Annotated in this window: 13 protein-coding genes; 10 read left to right on the top strand and 3 right to left on the bottom strand. The window is 59.3% G+C overall.

Features of this window, described 5'->3' with window-relative positions; genetic code table 11:
- The first annotated feature begins 24 nt into the window (after positions 1–24).
- The 10 genes from QF047_RS11035 (at position 25) to QF047_RS10990 (ending at position 12,392) form a co-directional block, all read left to right on the top strand.
- Entirely contained in the window at positions 25–2,826 is a 2,802-nt protein-coding gene (locus QF047_RS11035) for an FAD-binding and (Fe-S)-binding domain-containing protein (RefSeq protein ID WP_373427805.1), read from the top strand.
- Between the two features lie 38 nt (positions 2,827–2,864).
- The gene (locus tag QF047_RS11030; RefSeq protein WP_307276782.1) at positions 2,865–3,542 is read left to right on the top strand and encodes an SDR family NAD(P)-dependent oxidoreductase; all 678 of its coding nucleotides are present in this window, start codon (positions 2,865–2,867) and stop codon (positions 3,540–3,542) included.
- Positions 3,543–3,810: 268 nt separating this feature from the next.
- Positions 3,811–4,101, top strand: coding sequence for a hypothetical protein (locus QF047_RS11025; RefSeq protein WP_307276780.1), 291 nt, complete (start codon positions 3,811–3,813; stop codon positions 4,099–4,101).
- A gap of 60 nt (positions 4,102–4,161) precedes the next feature.
- On the top strand, positions 4,162–5,124 hold the full coding sequence (locus QF047_RS11020; RefSeq protein ID WP_307276778.1) for a carbohydrate ABC transporter permease: 963 nt from the start codon (positions 4,162–4,164) through the stop codon (positions 5,122–5,124).
- Positions 5,121–5,948, top strand: coding sequence for a carbohydrate ABC transporter permease (locus QF047_RS11015; RefSeq protein WP_307276775.1), 828 nt, complete (start codon positions 5,121–5,123; stop codon positions 5,946–5,948). Before QF047_RS11020 ends, QF047_RS11015 begins: the two co-directional genes overlap by 4 nt.
- A gap of 110 nt (positions 5,949–6,058) precedes the next feature.
- Entirely contained in the window at positions 6,059–7,336 is a 1,278-nt protein-coding gene (locus tag QF047_RS11010) for an ABC transporter substrate-binding protein (RefSeq protein ID WP_307276772.1), read from the top strand.
- A 311-nt stretch (positions 7,337–7,647) separates the two neighbouring features.
- Positions 7,648–8,703 (top strand): serine hydrolase domain-containing protein, encoded by a 1,056-nt coding sequence (locus tag QF047_RS11005; RefSeq protein ID WP_307276768.1) that lies wholly within the window; start codon positions 7,648–7,650, stop codon positions 8,701–8,703.
- 44 nt (positions 8,704–8,747) lie between these two features.
- The gene (locus QF047_RS11000) at positions 8,748–9,731 is read left to right on the top strand and encodes an alpha/beta hydrolase fold domain-containing protein (protein ID WP_307276767.1); all 984 of its coding nucleotides are present in this window, start codon (positions 8,748–8,750) and stop codon (positions 9,729–9,731) included.
- The gene (locus tag QF047_RS10995; protein WP_307276765.1) at positions 9,728–10,303 is read left to right on the top strand and encodes a LacI family DNA-binding transcriptional regulator; all 576 of its coding nucleotides are present in this window, start codon (positions 9,728–9,730) and stop codon (positions 10,301–10,303) included. The genes QF047_RS11000 and QF047_RS10995 overlap by 4 nt, the downstream gene beginning before the upstream one ends.
- A gap of 832 nt (positions 10,304–11,135) precedes the next feature.
- Positions 11,136–12,392 (top strand): IS256 family transposase, encoded by a 1,257-nt coding sequence (locus QF047_RS10990; RefSeq protein ID WP_373427762.1) that lies wholly within the window; start codon positions 11,136–11,138, stop codon positions 12,390–12,392.
- A gap of 232 nt (positions 12,393–12,624) precedes the next feature.
- Here the strand turns inward: QF047_RS10990 and QF047_RS10985 are convergent, their stop codons facing one another.
- The 3 genes from QF047_RS10985 to QF047_RS10975 all read right to left on the bottom strand — a co-directional run bounded on the left by QF047_RS10985 (position 12,625) and on the right by QF047_RS10975 (position 18,498).
- Entirely contained in the window at positions 12,625–14,880 is a 2,256-nt protein-coding gene (locus QF047_RS10985) for a hypothetical protein (RefSeq protein WP_307276762.1), read from the bottom strand.
- 799 nt (positions 14,881–15,679) lie between these two features.
- Positions 15,680–17,884: a family 78 glycoside hydrolase catalytic domain gene (locus tag QF047_RS10980; RefSeq protein WP_307276759.1), complete on the bottom strand. Its 2,205-nt coding sequence runs from the start codon at positions 17,882–17,884 to the stop codon at positions 15,680–15,682.
- 203 nt (positions 17,885–18,087) lie between these two features.
- On the bottom strand, positions 18,088–18,498 hold the full coding sequence (locus QF047_RS10975) for a hypothetical protein (RefSeq protein ID WP_307276756.1): 411 nt from the start codon (positions 18,496–18,498) through the stop codon (positions 18,088–18,090).
- Between the last annotated feature and the right edge of the window lie 453 nt (positions 18,499–18,951).

The following is an 18,951-nucleotide window of genomic DNA, read 5'->3' as shown; positions in this document are numbered from 1 at the left end:
CCGTCCAAGGCGGAAAGAGCGCTACTGAAATCATTAGATCGTGCGGTTCAGGGGAAGGTGCGTGCACGGATATCGGACCGGCTCGCGTATGCCCATGATGCGTCGCATTACCTCCTGACACCGCTGGCCGTGGTCACACCTGCATCAGCCCACGAAGTTGGAGACCTGTTCAAGGCCTCGTCGCTCCACGCTGTACCACTGACTTTCAGGTCAGGCGGCACCAGTCTCAGCGGCCAGTCGTCAACCGATGGCGTCCTTGTCGACACCCGGAGTAACTTCCGCGGTCTCACGGTCCTCGAAAGCGGGGCGCGGATAAGGTGCGAACCCGGTGCGACCGTGCGGCAGGTGAATGCCAGGCTAGCCGTCCATGGGCGGAAGCTGGGACCGGACCCCGCCAGCGAGTCTGCCTGCACAGTTGGCGGTATAGTGGCGAACAATTCGAGCGGCATGGCCTGCGGAACCGAGAACAACGCATACCACACGCTGGACTCCGCAATCCTGGTGCTGGCAAGCGGGACCGTAGTCGATACGGCGGCTCCTGACGCCGATAGGGCCCTCCGGAATGCAGAACCTGAACTATACTCCGGCCTTTTGCGCCTCCGGGACCAGATCAGAAGCGACCCTGGCCACGTCAGTCGGATTAAAGAGCTATACGCCATCAAAAACACCATGGGATATGGGATGAACTCATTCCTGGACTTTGATGACCCGGTGGACATCCTCTTGCATCTCGCCGTGGGAAGTGAAGGAACCCTTGCCTTCATCGCACAAGCGACATTTCGCACCATTGCCCTGAAGCCGCACGCAGCCACCGGCCTGCTGTATTTCCGAAGTTTGGCAGACGCTACCGTCTCGCTCCCGGCATTGGTCGAGGCTGGTTTCGCCACCATAGAGTTGCTGGACTCCACATCACTGCTGGTAGCCCAGCAGGACCCGGGAGCAGATGAAGAGCTCCAACAACTCCGGGTACAAGGTCATGCCGCGTTGCTGGTCGAGTTTCAAGAGGAAAGCCAAGCGAATCTCCAAGAGGCAATAGCCGGTAGCGAAGCTTTACTTGCGGCCCTTCCCTTGGAAATCCCGGCCCGGCTGACAACTGACACCCAGCGCCGCGCCGCTCTCTGGAATATCCGAAAAGGCCTGTACGCGAGCGTGGCTGGAAATCGGCCATCAGGAACGACAGCACTGTTGGAGGACATCGCCGTCCCAGTCGCCAAACTTTTGCCCACCTGTCAAGGGCTGGTCGCGCTCTTCGAGAAGTACGGGTATGACAGCGCCGTGATCTTCGGGCACGCAAAGGACGGCAACATTCACTTCCTGCTCAATGAAAGGCTCGAAGAGCACGGCGAAGGTTCAACCCTTCAGCGATACGCCGATTTCACTGAAGAAATGGTTGACCTGGTGCTGTCGAACGGGGGAACCCTAAAGGCCGAACATGGAACGGGCCGGATCATGGCTCCTTTCGTCCGCCGTCAATATGGGGAACAGCTGTATCAATTCATGCGGGACATCAAAACCCTCTTCGACCCAGAAGGCATCCTCAACCCGGGCATCGTTCTTAACGATGACCCAACGTTTCACCTCTCGCATCTCAAGACCTCCCCGCCGGTGGAAAAAGAAGTTGACCGCTGTGTCGAGTGTGGCTACTGCGAGCCCGTCTGTCCCAGCAAAGACATAACCCTCACACCACGACAACGAATAGTTCTACGCCGCGAAATTGCCCGCGCAGAACTACAAGGCCAGAGCCAGCTGAAAGCACAGCTGGAAAAGGAATATCAATACGGCGGGATTGATACCTGCGCTGTGGACGGCATGTGCCAGACCGCCTGCCCCGTCCTGATTGACACGGGCGAGCTGGTTAAACGCCTGCGCTCGGAAGGCCGTTCTCGCGTTGAGCAGACGGCTTGGAAAGCAGCTGCCGGGAATTGGGGAGCTGTTTCCAAACTTGGCGGTTTGGCCCTGACAGCAGTCAAACATCTCCCGCCGCCGCTGGTAACCGGGGCCTCCGAAGCAGCAAGGATTGCCATCGGCCGCGAGCAGATACCGAGATGGGACGCGGACCTGCCCGCCGGGGGGTCTGTTCGCCGCCCTCTGGCTGCAACGGAACCGAAAGCGGTTTACCTTGCCGCATGCATCAGCACGATGTTCGGTCCAGCATCCGGGAGCCAAGGAGTGACACCTGCATTCCTGGAGCTCTGCAGCCGTGCAGGGGTCGAAGTCGCGGTTCCGGTCGCTATCACCGATCTGTGCTGCGGCACGCCCTGGAAGTCGAAGGGCATGACGGACGGATACGACGTAATGCGCGAAAAGGTGGTGCCGGTGCTGCTCGAGGCGACCCGCAACGGTGAGTTGCCTATAGTGTGTGACGCGGCATCCTGTACCGAGGGGCTCGAAAGGCTCCTCGCCGCAATGGGAGAAGAACCCCGCCTCCGCACCCTGGACGCGGTGGCCTTCGTCGATGAACACGTGCTCCCGCATCTGCCGAAGGGCAGCCCATTGTCCAGCCTGTCATTACACCCGACGTGCTCATCGACACGCATGGGCCTTAACCCTGCGTTGGCCCGTGTGGCAGCAGCGGTGGCTGACGAAGTAGTCATTTCAGACGACTGGGGCTGCTGCGCCTTTGCCGGGGACAGGGGCATGCTCCGCCCTGAACTCACCGCCTCCGCTACCGCAAGGCAAGCGCGCTCCATCAATGCGCGCCCTTTCGATGCCTATGCATCTGTCAACAGAACGTGCGAGATCGGCATGACCCGGGCAACCGGGCACGAATACCGCCACATACTCGAACTCTTGGCATCAACAACCTCAAAAACAACAACAAAGTGACCCCTGCCCGGGCAGAGGTTCCAGACAAAGGACGAATCATGGCGCGCAAAGCAGTCATTACAGGAGGCATCAGCGGCCTCGGCGCAGCCTGCGCAGAACGCCTGGCGGCCGACGGCATCGAGATCATCACTGTCGACATCAATAAGGGAGCCGACGTCGTTCTGGACATCGCCGATTCCGCAGCGGTTGGACGTGCCACTGATGCTATCGGACCTGTCGACATACTCATCAACAGCGCCGGCATCGTGGGTCCGAACATGCCCTTCTGGGAAGTGAGCGATGAGGACTGGAAACGCACCTTCGCCGTCAATGTTGATGGCACCTTCAACCTCTGCCGGGCTTTTGCCCCCGCCATGGCCGAGAAGCGATGGGGACGTATCATCAACTTCGCCAGCATGGCAGGAAAGGACGGAAACCCTAATATGGTCGCCTACTCAGCGACCAAGGCCGCGGTCATTGGGCTAACCAAGACTATGGGAAAAGATCTGGCAAGATGCGGAGTACTGGTCAATGCCATCGCTCCGGCTGTTGTGGCCACGCCCATGAACACCTCCACGGACCCTGCAGTTCTGGAGCACATCACCAGTTTGATCCCGATGAGGCGGGTGGGCCGTCCCGAGGAGGTTGCCGAGCTTGTGGCGTGGCTGGCATCAGACAAATGCAGCTTCTCAACAGGTGCCGTTTACGACATCTCTGGTGGTCGCGCCACCTACTAGCCGATAGAGGGACGGCCACTTATCCGCCAGGCCCAGCGGGGGCGGCTGTTAGGCACCTGGATGATCATTTGTAGGCTGCACATCCATCGCTTGAGTTGTGGTTCTGGCGGCGATCAGTCTCCGGCAAAACTGGGGCGTCAGCACGCTCATATCTGGAATAAGTCCTCCAGGGGAGGCGGGGCAGTAGCAACAAAGACGATCTGCGCAAGACGGCAGTGTCGCCGCATTGGAGCCCTGTCCTGGTGATCCAAAACTTCAGGCATTCTGCTTGAAAAACTCGCTTTGCGGGGTAGCCATTTTCAGCTGGTTGGAACTATACTCCAATAAGCGGAATGAACACGATCAGCAGATCGCCTCACAAGCGGCGGTACGGATGACCCGTGGAGCACCGCAGGGCAACACCTGGCAACTGAATAAAACCGACAAGTCCTGTACCAGACGGGATTTACGCCCACTTGAATCCATTTTTTATTTGGACAAAAGATTATTTCATTTATTGATACGTTTCAGCCATTTTTTAGATAACGCAAAACAGAGCTTTTTACGCGATTCGCCTTAGCCAGGCCGAAGCATCCAGTCTCGGCAGCTGCGAAATCACACAGGAGCACGAAGGAGTGTCATGTCGTCCAGTGGTGTCGAGGTTCCCACGCGTAGCGGGGTGCCGCCGGTGGGTAAGGAGCTAGCGAATTCTCCTCGCAAACGCCGCCGTATTCGTTCTGTAGGACGCCAGCTTTGGTGGTTGGTTCTGCCGGGCGCTGCTGTTTACCTCTACGTGGTTGTTGTACCTACCGTTCAGGGTTTGCACGGCGCTTTCACTGATTGGTCGTTCGCTACCGTGGGCGCTCCAAATTTTACGGGACTTGAGAACTTCACCCGCATTTTCACCTCGGACGCCGGCCCCGCAGTGTTCCGTACGCTGCAGTTGGCCTTCGTTGTCGTGGTTCTACAGAACGTCATCGGTTTAGCCCTCGCGCTTTTGTTCAACGGACGAGTGTTCGGACGCAACGTGCTGCGCACTATTGTTTTCGCCCCGATGGTCGTCTCGTCGCTCGTTGTGGGCTACCTGTTCAAGTACATTTTCGGTCCACCCGGTGTAGGTGGAGTCAACCAGGTCCTGGACGCTCTCGGTCAGAAGCCCGTCGATTTTCTAGGCAACCCAACCACGGCGATGGTTATCATCATCGTCACCGTTCTTTGGCAGTCCATCGGTGGAAACATGGTGATCTACCTCGCCGGACTCCAAGGGGTTCCGGTTGAACTCGAGGAGGCAGCTGCCCTTGACGGTGCAGGGTATTGGAAGAGGTTTTGGTTTGTAGTGCGTCCGCTGCTCGCCCCGGCGATCACCATCAACCTCATGCTCGGACTCATCGGCGGACTGAAGATTTTCGACCAGATTTTCTCGCTTACCAACGGCGGGCCGGGCAATCAGACGCAGACTATCGCAACGCTCATTTACGCCTATTTCTCCCAGTACGCCGACTACGGACGTTCGGCCGCTCTCGCACTTCTTCTCGCAGTCGGCATCGCGATCCTCTCTGTCATTCAGTTCTCGGTCCTCCGCCGCCAGGAGCGTAATTCATGAAAACAACAGGCCTCTGGAACCGTTTCGGTGCCAACTTCACCGCCTACGGGGCGACTCTCATTTTCCTTCTCCCGGTCTACATCCTCATCAACCTGTCGATCCGACCCGCTGACGACCTAACATCGCCAATCATCCCGAGTTCACGCCCGACGTTGGATAACTTCGTCACTGCCTGGAACACTTCGTCCCTGCCGGGATCAGTCGTTACCAGCCTGATCGTGACCACGATCTCGTGCCTGGTGGTGCTCGTAATTGGAACAATGGCCTCGTACCCGCTGGCCAGGTCGACCTCGCGTTTGTCCTCCGGCACTTTCTACTTCTTCATGATCGGCTTGCTGCTACCGTTCCAGCTGGCACTCATACCTCTCTATATCCAGATGCGGGACTTGGGTCTTCTTGGCACGGTGTGGGCGCTCGTTATTGTCTACAGCGGCGTGCAGTTGCCGTTTACAGTCTTCCTGATAACCACCTTCTTGAGAGCAAGCATCCCACTCGAATATGAGGAAGCCGCCCAGATCGACGGGTGCGGTCCACTCATGGCCTTCTGGCATGTGGTCGTCCCGCTGCTTCGCCCGGCTCTTGGCACCTGTATCATCCTCAATAGCGTCGGGGTGTGGAACGACTTCTTCACGCCCCTGATCTACCTTGCGGGCAGCGGTCAGGTGACCATCCCCATGGCGATTTTTCAGTTCGTCGGGCAATACACCACGAACTGGCCACTCATTTTCGCGTCCTTGCTGATCTCGATGGTCCCAGTCCTGACGCTCTACCTGCTATTCCAGCGGTACGTAATCCAGGGATTCGCCGGCGGACTGAAGGGATGATCGATGATCCCCACGCCGCCCGCGCATAAGGCCCGGTGCCATCACCGGATAGTTCCACCAATCACTGCACCACTTTTCATTGCACCCACTCCACAGAAAGAGAACGATCGATGAAGATCCACAACCGCGTTACCACGGCCGCCATCGCTACCCTCACGGCAATCGCCCTTGCAGGATGCGCCGGCGGCTCCGGTAACACCGCACCAAATAGCCAGGCCAGCGGCGGCGAGCCCAGCGGCACCCTGACCGGTCTGTTCTTCTCGACCTTCAAGGACACCTATGAGCAGATCGCGGCGGACTTCGAAAAGAAGTACCCGAACGTCGATGTGCAGTTCGACTACCAAGGTGGCGACATCGGCGCTCTGACCATGACGCAGCTGCAGGGCGGCACGGCCCCTGACATCCTGACCTCATTCCCCGGCGGCACGAAAACGGACGCCGGTGACACCGTCGTCTCGCTGGCCGCCTCCGGCCGCATCGCTCCGCTCGACGCGCCCTGGACGAAGGATGTCCCGGAAGCCTGGCAGCCATCGGCGAACTACGAAGACAAAACGTTTGCCTACCCCGGAGCTCTTCAGCCCCTCTCCGGGATCTACAACAAGACCAAACTTGATGAGCTCGGCTTGAAGATTCCGACGACCCTGGACGAGGTCTATCAGCTCTGCACCGCCGCGAAGGACAAGGGCATCTACGCCTATTCACTCGGCCTCGGAGATCCTGCCGGGCCGCAGATGTTGACCTATAGCCAGCTTGGAACTCTGGAACCCGACCCGGCGCAGTTTGACGCCGACCTCGCCGCCGGTAAAAAGACGTACGCTGATTCCAAGTGGGTCGACCAGTTCGAAATTTACAAAAAGATGGGCGACCTCGGCTGCTTCGGTGAGGGCGCGCTCGGCCGATCCCGCGACCAGGCCGGCCAGGAAGTGGCAAAGGGCAGCGCGCTTGGCACCGTAGACGTCGGCGCAGCGCTCGCTCCGATAAAGACAGCCGCACCTGGCACCAGCTTCGAAGTAGCGCCCGTACCGGCGACGAACAATGCGGCAGACACGAAAGTCGTCGCGCTGCCCGGCTTTGTCAATACGATCAACGCGAAGGCGAAAAACCCTACGGCCGCGCAGGCGTTCCTCGCATTCATGGGCGAGGCTGACCCATCAGCAACCTACGCCAAGGGCTTCTCCTCTGTTCCCGTGCTCCCGAACGATGCCTACACGGCTCCGGCGGAACTCGCCACGTTCGCTGATCTTGTTGAACGCGGCGCCTACGCACCGCTCGGCGCCGTACAGGCCGAGGTCCAGGCCCAACTCAATCAGACCATCCAGTCGCTGATCCTCGGAGACACCACGCCTCGCCAAGTCGCCGAAAAGCTGGACTCGGTCTACAAGAAATAAGCGCACACCGCCGATCGGGCCCCGCATATGCGTGGCCCGATCGGTGCTTTCCCAAATCTTACAAGCTCTAATCCCCCGCTTTTAGCGGCATGCAGAAAGTTCCAGCGTGACGCCGAATGGCCCGCACCTGATCGTGGACCAGGAGGATGGCACCGTTCATTCGCGGGTTGGATCTGGTCAGGAAGGGTGATCACGACGGGGAACGGCCAGTGAAAGGATATTCATGACGAAGCGAGCGGGTATTGTGGCTTTGGGCTACGAGGCGGTAGCCGACGCTTTTTTCGCCACGGTACCGGACGACCAGCGAAGCGGTGCCGGACTCTCCGGTTTGGAAAGACGGCCTGCAAGTGATTGAACTTTCGGGTGGAGTTGCTGATTATCGCACCGGTCGCGAATTTGCTCCTGACACACTGTCGGTAGTTTTCTCTTGTACCAAGGGCCTTGCCTCCATCCTCGTCGGAATGCTGACTGAGCGCGGGCAAATTCCTTCGCTTGAGACCCCCGTGGCACAGCTGTGGCCTGAGTTTGCAGTTCATGGCAAAGAGCAAGTAAGCATTGGAGATGCACTGGGGCACCGCGCTGGACTTTCCGCCACGCGCGAGGATGTTCCGCCACATGTGGCCTGGAACAGTCTGGCTCTTGCGGACATCCTGGCAGCCCAGAAGCCGCTTTGGAGCCCGGGCGCAAATCATCAATACCACACCGTGAGCCACGGTGCACTTACCGCGAAGATGGTGCTACTCGGAGCTGGCCGGTCTATAGGAAAGACCTTTGCTGAACTTATCGCCCGGCCATTGCACGCTGATGCCTGGATAGGTCTTCCAGAATCTGAAGAGGCGCGGGTAAGCCATCTCGTTGAAGATCCACAGGAGGAGCCGGACACGTCCACCCTCAGCGATCAACAGCGCCATGACAGGTACTGGATAGAACGCGCGGCGAATCTCAACGGCCCAATAGGCCCGAACGTATACAACCGGCCAGAGGTCCATAAGCTTGAACTGCCGGGAGCCGGCGGCATCTCCACTGTCCGCGGCCTAGCAAAAATCTGGTCCGCGACCGTAACGGAAACAGACGGAGTCCGCCTGATCAGCGACGAAACGGTAAGTCATCTCAGCGCCCCGAGGAGCGGAGGTCCCTCATACTTCTTCGGTGACCCGCCTTATCAGGCGTGGGGGGCAGGCGTCATGATTCCCTCGGATTGGGAAAGATACCTCTCTCCCAAATCATTCGGTCACGACGGAGCAGGCGGTCAAATAGCCTTTGCCGACCCCACGGCAAAAATCGGCTTCGCCTATGTGACAAACCGCATGGGCGACTTCGAACGCGGGCAGTCCGTCATACGGGCCTTGGCAAGGACCCTGGCATAGCCAACCTCCACATGCAATGCTACGAACTAGACAGGGGCGGAATTATGCCACTTGATCCTTACTTCAATTCAGGGGTCGAATTCTTGCGTGGGCTGGCACCTGAGGAATTGACCGATCCCGCCCTGCACTCACGCTTGGCGCAACACTTCGTGGCAGCCGAGCAATGGGCAGTTCCGGACATCGAGGTGGAGGACACCTCTGTGGCTGGCAAGGCAGGGCAAATACCGGTCCGCATCTACCGTCCACTAAGGCCAATTCGTTCTTGTGTGATGTGGTTGCACGGAGGTGGATTCGCTTATGGGGATCTGGACATGCCCGAAGCCCACATGGTCTCTGCCGAAATCTCATATAGAGCCGATGCGTTAGTCGTTTCCGTTGACTACCGCCTGGCCACTAACGGCATCCGCTACCCGGCGCCAGTGGACGACGCTGAAGCGGTATGGTCCTGGCTGACGGCACTACCCGAGGCGGGCCTCGGTCCCATGGCATTGGGCGGTGCGAGCGCTGGAGCGGCCATCGCTCTGTCAACTGCCTTGAGGCTCCGTCGATTCGGTTCGGTGCAGCCGTCTGAGTTGCTGCTCGCATATCCCTGCCTTCATTTCCCCGTCCCCGCTCTCGACATTGTGACAGCCTTGGAAATGCAGAGGCTGCCTGCCTTGATGCGCTTCACTCCTGAATCCATCGCAGGTGTGGTCCGGAACTATGTGGGCCGGATTTCGAATCTGCCGATCGAAGCGATGCCGGGTGCGGCCGATCTCTCTGGTTTGCCTCTGACACGGGTGTTGATTTCAGAACTCGACGATCTGCGGCCGTCCGCCGAGCTCATCGTCACGCAGCTCTCTGAAGTGGGTGTACCGGTTGAAACCTACATGGCGGCAGGAATGCCGCACGGTCATCTCAACCACGGCCCTACCATAAACGAAGTCAGCCGCTCGCTCGATTTTTTCGTGGAAACTCTTAAGGAGGGAAGCCCCGTGGGATGTGCCGAAAAGAGCCATCCTGACCAAGGCGGGAGGGATACGGAATGAAAGTCGAAGCCAGGATGTCCGATGTGGCCTGGGCCGCTGGGGTAGGGATCACGACCGTTTCCAACGTACTGAATCATCCCTACCGAGTTGCCCCCACTACCCGGGAGAGGGTCGAGCAGGCTATCGCTGATTTGAACTTCCAACGTTCTGAAGCAGCGGTTAAGCTCAGGCGTGGAAAGCGCGCAAAATTAAGCAGTTCAGTCCCGGATGGCGTCACGCCGGCTACGGTGCCTGACACTACCGCGACGCGTGTCGAGGCTCCAAGGACGGGGCGCCGTATTGGCCCGTACCTGCCGGGAGATCTGAGCCCTGGAACGCGGGCCGAAATCATGGAGGACGGCTTGGTAGTAGGCAGCGGCGTTGTCGATATGAGCATGCCGGATGGATCCGCTGTTTGGCTTTGGATGGACTGCGGAGGCGGAAGACGACTGATCCACGGTCACGATGGTCTTGAATTACGGGCATTACAAACTCCAGGCAAGTGTGTACCGGAACTTTTTCAGCAGGACCCGCCGCCGGGTCTTTCACCCCCCCTGACCGGTCCCGGATCGTTAGTGGAGCACACCCGTTAATAAGTGCAGACGGCGTCCAGAGTTGAATCGACCTCCTGCACAGGCGGTGGTCAGCTGCAGGCGTACCAAGGCCTAGTCAATCTGTTAGCCACGTGTACTCAGACATTAGGTTGGCTGCACGTGCTGATGGCAGTTTCCCTGTCAGGCTGCAGCGAAGACGGGTGGTTGTTGTAGCAGTCCAACCATGACCTCAGGGCATTTGTTCGGTCTTGGTCCAAGGTGAAGGGTCGCCGGTACGCCAGCCTTCCTAAAGATGCGGTTGCAGCGCTCTGCCTTGCCGTCTTGCCACCGAAGCCGAACGCGTTGTTTGCCATGACCCCGCGTGCGCCATGGGTTGCAGCAGCCGCTGCCGCCCAGGTGAGGAAACCGGCACACAGATCCCCCCTTCTCGTCCGGCGTGACCTCGGCTTAGGCAAAACGGGGGTAACAATCAACTGCTACCTGCACGTTTTGGAAACCGACCCGAAGCAAGCCGTCTGCAACCCCGCCACGGGCCACGCCCGAGACTCTATATGGATTACGTCTCCAAGAGTGTCGTGTTGGTGCCGGTGGACTGTAACCCTGCAAGCAGGGTTCCGTTTTCCCGGTCACTGGATGCAGATTACATAGTCGCGGCATCGCGGCCCCGGCCAGGATCCTGGGCCCCGTTCGGGCGCTCACCCCACCCCTGCGCCAAATCCAGTCGATCTTGCCGATGCTCAACCGGCTGGGCAAGAACATTTTTCTCCCGAGTGCCGGGCCGGCTGCCATGCCGTTGGTCAGGCCGGAGATTTTTAACCGGGACTGTAAGAAAAACGGTGGGAACGGCGTGGCCTGACCGAAAGGCAAGGCTATGACCGAGACCGCAGAGATGATCGATCCCATGACGGGAGAGATCATTGATCAGAAGGAGCTCGCAGAGGCGCTGCTGGAGCAGGCGCGCGAGCAGGGCGTGAGCCTGCTGGGCCCGGGTGGGCTGCTGGCAGGGCTGACGAAGAACGTGCTCGAGACCGCGCTGGAGGCGGAGATTGCCGAGCACCTCGGCCACGAGAGGCACGGGACGGCCGAGAACGGGAATGTGCGCAACGGGACCCGGTCCAAGACCATGTTCACAGAGGTCGGCCCCGTTGAGATCGATGTTCCCAGGGACCGTGAGGGCAGCTTCGAGCCGCAGATCGTAAAGAAGCGCCAGCGCCGCCTGGACGGGATCGACGAGGTCGTCCTGTCCCTGACCGCCCGTGGCCTCACGACCGGAGAGATCGCAGCGCACTTCGATGACGTCTACGGCGCCACCGTCTCCAAGGACACCATCAGCCGGATCACCGAGAAGGTCTCGGAGGAGATGGCCGAATGGACCAACCGGCCCCTGGACCGCGTCTACCCGGTGGTCTTCATCGACGCCATCCACGTCAAGGTCCGAGACGGGCAGGTGCGTAATAAGCCCTTCTACGTCGTCCTGGGCGTCACCGTGAACGGCGAACGCGAGATTCTCGGAATCTGGGCAGGAGACGGCGGTGAAGGCGCGAAGTACTGGCTCGGGGTTCTGACCGAAATCAAGAACCGCGGCGTGGAGGACGTATGCATCGCGGTCTGCGACGGGCTTAAGGGCCTGCCCGAGGCGATCACGACGGTGTGGGAGCAGGCCACCGTCCAGACGTGCGTGATCCATCTGATCCGCAACACTTTCCGCTACGCGCCCCGCCAGCACTGGGACGAGCTCTCCCGGGACCTCAAGCCCGTCTACACCGCCCCGACCGAGGCGGCAGCCCGTGAACGGTTCGGGGAATTCGAGGTCAAATGGGGCACGAAGTACCCGGCGATCGGGCGGCTCTGGCGCAACGCCTGGTCAGAGTTCGCCCCGTTCCTTGACTGGGACGCCGAGATCCGCCGGGTGATCTGCTCGACAAACGCGATCGAATCCCTCAACGCCCGTTACCGCCGCGCGGTACGGGCGAGGGGCCATTTCCCGAACGATGCCGCGGCGCTGAAATGCCTCTACCTCGTGACCCGGTCCCTTGACCCCACAGGGCAGGGCCGGGCACGATGGGCCACGAGGTGGAAGCCGGCATTGAACGCGTTCGCGATCGCATTCGAGGGAAGAATCAACTAACCACAAGCCAGGCCAGACCCACCGTTAATCTGACAGACCCTTTTAACCTCACGAACCAATACTGAAGACCTCTTAGGTTGGCGTGTGTGATAAACACCGACCTAAGAGTAAGAGGTCTTCTTTGAGTCGCTATGCACTAACGCACTGACTCAGTTGAGCTATGAGCCCATATTTAGGGCGTGAAGGCGAACGGTTTTGGCGGGCGTTCGGTCGACCGAACGCCCGCCTCCGGTCAGCGCACGACTACGCGGACGCGGTCGAGGTTTTGCATTGGTGTACTAGTTCCCGAGGTTCCGTTGCGGTCACCTGTGGTGTTCAGGCTGACGACGTATTCTCCCGGCACGGAGAAAACCATTGGCCGGCTAACGGTAACTTTTTCATTGGGAGTGGCTAGGACGGTTGCCGGTTCGTTGATGGCCGGAATGCCTTGGCGCTCAATGGTCCAGTTGTACTGGAGAATTTTTCCTGTCGTCGGCGGCATTTCGATTGTGGCTGAGAGGTTGACCGGTTGGAGGAGACCCGCCTCAGCACGGTCTCCGCCGTTTGCAGAAAGGTTGATCACCGGTTGGAGGCCCTTGCGGTCGACGGCACTGACCGGTTGGACAATCTGATTCATTGGATCGATGGTGTAGTTCGAGGAGGGCTTTGGGGTTATGCCCTTTTCGGCCCAGTCGACAAGGTCGAGGACCATCTGATTGAAGATGCCCTGAACGATGCCGGTGTTCGAATGTCCGCCGTGCTCCTGGTAGTAGACCCGGAACATCTCGTCAGCCTTGCGCTTACCGAGAGTCTTTTGGACCTGCTGGTTGTAGAACCCGGCGACGTAGGGGTAGGAATTGGCGTCCGCCAGGTTCTCCATGACCATGACCTTGGTCTTGATGTTGCCGGTTTCCGTGATCCCGCCCATGGCCCCGGCACTGCTGATGGGTGCGAATTGGACGTCGCGTTGGGGATATATCGGTTTTCCGTTGGTGTCTTTGTACTGGTTGTAGGCTGGGTTGCCGTTGTTCAGTACGGAGTGTCGCGGGTAGTAGACCTGGGAGAGGAAGAACCGGTTGTTTACCCTGATCTTGTCTCCCACATCCAGGGCGTCAAGGAGAACCTTGCTGTTGGGGGTGGTGGCGGTGAAGGCATTGGTGTTCGCCGGAAGCGTCAGGGTGCTGGTAGTGGTGTCCAGGATGCCCGTCAGGTTGAACCTCGGGTTGGCAGGATCGGTGGTGTCGATGGTGCGTGTGGTGCCGTCGGCGTCGTAGACGTAGTACTGCAGGTTGGAAGCGCCGATCGAGCCTAGGGCAGGAACGGTCGCGGGATCAAATTTCAGCGCCGTGGGCACCCCCTGTGCATCACGGATGATTCCGGTGATCGTGGAGTATCCGTCCACTTTTGCGGCTTTGAGGTAGTTCGGCGGGTTGGCGCCTGCGTAGCCGGGCTTTGACCAGAAATCGTCCTCGTAGGTAGGATCGAGGGCTCGGATGTTCTCCGCGCCCGGGCCGAACACCAGGCTGGGGCCAGCCACGCCCGGGAAGGGCCCCACGGCTGAGCCGACGGTGGCGTCACCGACGGGAACTTGATCGCCGGTCACCAGATCAGCGGTCAGCGCGGTTCCCAAACCTGCGCGGGGAAAGCCTCCCTTGAGAAGCTCATCAAGTACCGAGCGCTGCTCGGTGTCGAGTCCGTCGTAGATGCTGCGGCCACTTCCCACTTCAGCGGCTTGACGAACCTCCGAGCGCTTGTCCAAGGGGACTGCCAGCGCATAGAGGGCCTGCCACTGGAAGGAGTGCATGATCAGACCAGTGGTAGCGATAACGCACGGTATCACCCCGGCCCACACCCCGGTTGTGCCCTCAGCGGCGCCCATTGCCTGCACAGATCCGCCGCTTTGCCCCCAAAGGTAGCTATTGATGGGATTGCTGTTTCCGTAGAGCTGGTTGGCATAATTTTTGGCCAGCTTCGTCGCGGCCGCGTTGACGCGATAGCCCCCGTTTGGGTTCCCCGGATTGACTTTCACTGTGAAGGCCCCATGGGTAAAAGCGAAGCCGAGGTCGACTTCGTTAAGGTCAAGGGAAGCGGTGCCTGGAATGGGATAGGTCTGCTGGAAGGAACGGTTCTGCCAAAATTCCTTGGCCGGGAATCTCCATGTGATGTCGTGCTGGTTCAGGGTTGCGCTCTGGTACACACCGGGGGGCAGGGTTTCGCGGGTGTTCGTCGCGGGGAAGTGTCCCTTGACCTCAAGGTACGGAATTGTCTTTCCGCTGGCATCCGTGTGAACAAGTTGCAGCTGGCTATCAATCACCAACGTGTCCACGTTGTAGTCCGGATCCGTACATGTCCCGTCCACCGCCATAGGCGGCTCGACATCGCCCACTGGAGCCGTGCTCAGATACTGGCAATTGTTCGCTGCCGCTGCAACGGGTGCAGCGGTAATCAAACCGCCGCCCAAAGCGATAGCGCCGAGAGCAGCTACAGAGCGCAGCACCTTGGACTTCACCGCCAACTGCCTGCTTGATGAAGCAGGCGGTCCTACCCGTTCAGCCCTAAAAAATAACGACATGGCACCCCTTTGTCCCCTATACGTGGTCGCGTCCCAAGCGCTTATTCTGTCTATTGGAATTCACTTCCAATAATTAACAATAAGTGAGCGGTGGCGCGTGCACAATGCTTTGGGCCTTCTGGGCATAGCGCCGAGGCGGCACACAAAAGAATGGTGCGGGGTCGGAGAGGGCGCGCCATCCATCACATTGGAAGCCACATGAGCGTATCCCCGCGCCGACTCCTCCTGTGTCCGGGGCTATGACATTCCCCGTGGTGCGCAATCCCCACTGCGTGATCATGCTCCCCAGAGTTGGACCTCAGCATGATCAGGTGCCCGTTGTCCAAGCGGAAAAATGACGGTCCATCGGGGACGTAAGCGGGATATATGAAGGTGGGGGAGAGGCCCTCCAAAGCGTGGACCAGTTAGCGTCGTCCGATGCGTTGAACAGGAACACAGGAATACGATCCGCAACGAAGGACACGGCTGAAACGCTGGCGTACATCGCGGCGAAGTTGAATTCGCGGACGGCCGAGAGCCAAACCTAGATAGATGCAGGTCTTCAAGCCCATGCTGTGCCAGCAGTCCAACGAACAAAGGGGCGCCCACCGGATGCACAAGCCATTCGCCCATTGTCAGTAGATACAGCCGCGGTAACTGCCCTGGCCATCGCTGGGGACAGCAGTTACCCTACGGGCCGGCCCACTGTTGGGCGCAGGATTGCCTTACGGACTAGGCAAACTGATTTTTGGGACGCTCAGATAGTTGAGGAGAGGACAGGTGGGGCGTCCTCAAATTCCAATCGGTGGAAGCCCCCGGAGAGTTTGGTCCCCGCGGCTGCCCCGACGCCGATCGTGGCGGTGGCGCCCCATGGAACCGTGACGTCCAGGAGCCAGGTGCCGGCCTCCCGAGTCCAGCTGATAGCTGCTTGCCCGCGTGGTGTGAGGTGCGAAAGTGCCCCCCTCGTTAGCCGGGGATCCGCGACCGGTGCGACATCGAACTCTTCCCACCCCGGCCTTGTGGACCGAAGCCCTCCAACTTTTTGCTGCACCCAGGCCGCAGCACTGCCCAGGAAGTAGTGGTTGTGAGACCTTGCAGAAATGTCCCACGATTCAAGCAGCGTAGTCTCGCCGGCTTCGCGCCAGACTCCCCAGCCTGGCCTGGTGTTTTGAGTGGCGACGCTGAGCGCAAGATCATCCCGTCCCCCACCCGAAAGCACGGGAAGCAGGTACTTCGCCCCAACGGCACCGCAGTCCAGGTGCCCGTCCGTCCGCTCGAGGATATCGGTGACGAGTGAGCGAAAAACGGTATCCCGGAGTTGCTGCGGCACGGCACCGAAGGCCAGCGGTAACACGTTCATGGTCTGGCGGTAGCCAAAGGACTCAGTGCCGTAAGATCCAAGGTTTTTGTTGAAGAAGGATTGATGATACGCCGTTCCGACGAGCGAGGCTCGAGCGCTGAAACTCTCCGCAATCCCATGTTCACCAAGCGCCGTCGAAATATCCGCTGCTGTCGACAAGACTTTCAACAGCATCATTGTGGCAGTTGGCGCTGATCCCTCTGGGGCACGTTCATAACCGGGGGCGAGCCAGTCGCCATAGCTGGGACGCCGCCAAATGCCCTCCTCGGACAGGGCGTACATGGCGTCCGCGTAGCGGATTACCATCTCGTGGTGTCGTTCCAAGAACTTGATGTCGCCGTATTCCCAGTAGAGGTTCCAAGGAATCAAAACAGCGGATGCGCTCCATGCCGGATCCGGGTTCCGCCCCCAGCCTGGAGTGGGAATGATATTTGGCACGACCCCGGCGTCGTCCTGAGCATCGGCGTGGTCATCCAGCCACTTATTGAAGGTCGACTTCAGGTCGAAGTGGTGGATCAGAGCTTCGGCTGCCAGGTGGGCGTCTGCTGTCCAACCGTTTTTTTCGTAAACGGGAGTGTCCGTAGGGATACCGTGCAGGTTATTCAGGAAGGTGTTGGCCAACGCGCGACCAAGCCAACTGAGAGTTTCTTCATTACATTCGAAGGTACCCACGGGTTGAACATCAGTGTGCATGGGAACCGAAACAATGTCGTGCACTGTCACTGATTCAGCAGCTTCGATCGACACGTATCGGTAGCCCTTGTAGCTGAACTTCGGTTCCCAACAGATACGGTCGGCGGAGGAATCAAAAAGCAGGCGGTCCATCTGGATAGGGCCGGCCGCAAGTTGGTTCTCGCAAAATACTGCACCACCGTCATCAAGGGTTTCGCCGTACTTCACCCAGACTTCGGTGGCGCCCGGAACGCTGAGCGTGCATCGGACCCGCCCAGCCACCATTTCGGCGAAATCGTAAACTCTCGCCGTCCCTGCATAGTGCATTGATGCGGGTGGCTTTGCTGATCCTAACGTGACAGGCGGGAGCCCTGCCGGGCGCAGGGTGCCGGTTGGAGGATCAACCAGGACAACGGGTTCCCAAGCAGGTTCCTCTTCAGCCTGCATCTGCCAGACCTCACCTGAATACAGGAGCTCGCTCTTGATCTTCCCTGTTGAGGCTTTCCAGTGTGAATCCGAGGAAATGATGTGCCTCTTCCCTGCCTGATCCACGTACTCCAGCTGAGCGACTGCCATTGGTTCTCGAGACCACGGTGCTACATGCCATCCCCAGATGCTTGCTCCCCTCGCGGAGAAGAACCCACGCCCAAGCTCCACCTCGAGGGTGTTATCGCCACTATGGAGAGCGTCGGTTACGTCATAGGTTCTGTACAGCACCGTCTTTGAAAAGTCTGTCGTAGCGGGTTCCAGTTCGTTCCCGAGGGAGCGGCCATTGATGCTGAACGCGCCGTAGCCAAGTCCTACGGCATAGAGGCGGGCTTTAGTCACCCTTGCAGGGATGCTGAAGCTCGTTCTTAGTACGGGGTTAGGCGCGGGGAGCGTTTCCACGGCCAAGGTGCGGACTCCGGGTGCTAAAACGCCGTTCTCCATTGCTTCGCCCAGAACCGGGAGAGGTGCCACTCCATCATCGTCATAAGGGCTCACTGCTGCTGTTGCTCTACGCCAGCCAAGCCGTCCTTGATCGCATGTGATCGACAACGTGTACGTGCCAGGAGGCGAGGGCGGGCTTACTTCGAGGTAACACATGAACCGCGCCCAGATGTTCCAGCTTCCATCCAGCTCTCGCTGGGCAACTACATTACCTGCGCTGTCCCGCAGTTGCATGCGGGCAATGACATCTGAGGGGATTTCACCGTCAAGATCGACGCGCTTACTGCTGCGACAGGACCGGTGGCGTGAAATGACTGACCCAGGGTGCTCCCCGGTCCCATCCAGTCGACCGTGTCAGAGTGAATCGACGTGATGACACGCGTTTCCCCCGGCGTCCAACGCGAAACCCACTTCGCCTGCCAGTCCGAATCGTCAAGCAGCGGCGTTTCCCAGAATGCCCACAAGCTCCACGGAGACCAGTGGCCATCCGCATCGGCAATGCGGACCCTCCATTTGTAGCTGGCCCGGCTCCGCAGCAGCAGGTCAACGCGCAGGTGCGGCGTTCTTGAAACCACGGTTCCCGAATCGCTGACGACTGTTTCCGTTTCGTCCATCACGACGATTCTGACTTGTTCCTGACCAGAAACTGGAGCCCATGAAAGCAACGGAACTTCCCCAATACCCAGGGGAAAGAATTCCCCGTCGGTTCGGAGGTCCTGCGGGCTGGAAAGAGGCGGCAAGAAAATCTCCGGAATCCTGAGACTATGTAGGGAGACGGCGCCACCTATGACGCCGACGGTACCGCCCTTGGGCATCTATTCGTTCAATCTATTGAAATGCCATTGCAATAGTTGTTGCATCGAGCCTAGGATTGATGGACCCGGTTCGTCAACAAGGCTCAAGAAGGTCGTTGACGGCCGACGTGGTGCACGAAGTTGAACAGACAGCGTGCAGTGCGACACTCGAAGTCCGGCGCCCTGTCGTCCGGCGCGGCGGTACGCCCGCCGTTCCAGCCCGCGGCGCAAGCGTTCTCCGCAGGGCATGACCACTGGTAAACGGAGGACCTA

The organism is Arthrobacter sp. W4I7 (assembly GCF_030816215.1).
GTDB classification, from domain to species: domain Bacteria; phylum Actinomycetota; class Actinomycetes; order Actinomycetales; family Micrococcaceae; genus Arthrobacter; species Arthrobacter siccitolerans_A.
Note: the sequence above shows the minus strand (reverse complement) of the source record. Positions and strands in the feature narration are given on the sequence as shown.

Bases quoted from the DNA above. Each gene is read 5' to 3' on its own strand.
- QF047_RS11020 (WP_307276778.1), top strand. From the start codon at position 4,162: ATGTCGTCCAGTGGTGTCGAGGTTCCCACGCGTAGCGGGGTGCCGCCG.
- QF047_RS11010 (WP_307276772.1), top strand. From the start codon at position 6,059: ATGAAGATCCACAACCGCGTTACCACGGCCGCCATCGCTACCCTCACG.
- QF047_RS11015 (WP_307276775.1), top strand. From the start codon at position 5,121: ATGAAAACAACAGGCCTCTGGAACCGTTTCGGTGCCAACTTCACCGCC.
- QF047_RS10975 (WP_307276756.1), bottom strand. From the start codon at position 18,498: ATGGACGAAACGGAAACAGTCGTCAGCGATTCGGGAACCGTGGTTTCA.
- QF047_RS11000 (WP_307276767.1), top strand. From the start codon at position 8,748: ATGCCACTTGATCCTTACTTCAATTCAGGGGTCGAATTCTTGCGTGGG.
- QF047_RS10990 (WP_373427762.1), top strand. From the start codon at position 11,136: ATGACCGAGACCGCAGAGATGATCGATCCCATGACGGGAGAGATCATT.
- QF047_RS10980 (WP_307276759.1), bottom strand. From the start codon at position 17,884: ATGGAGAACGGCGTTTTAGCACCCGGAGTCCGCACCTTGGCCGTGGAA.
- QF047_RS10995 (WP_307276765.1), top strand. From the start codon at position 9,728: ATGAAAGTCGAAGCCAGGATGTCCGATGTGGCCTGGGCCGCTGGGGTA.
- QF047_RS11030 (WP_307276782.1), top strand. From the start codon at position 2,865: ATGGCGCGCAAAGCAGTCATTACAGGAGGCATCAGCGGCCTCGGCGCA.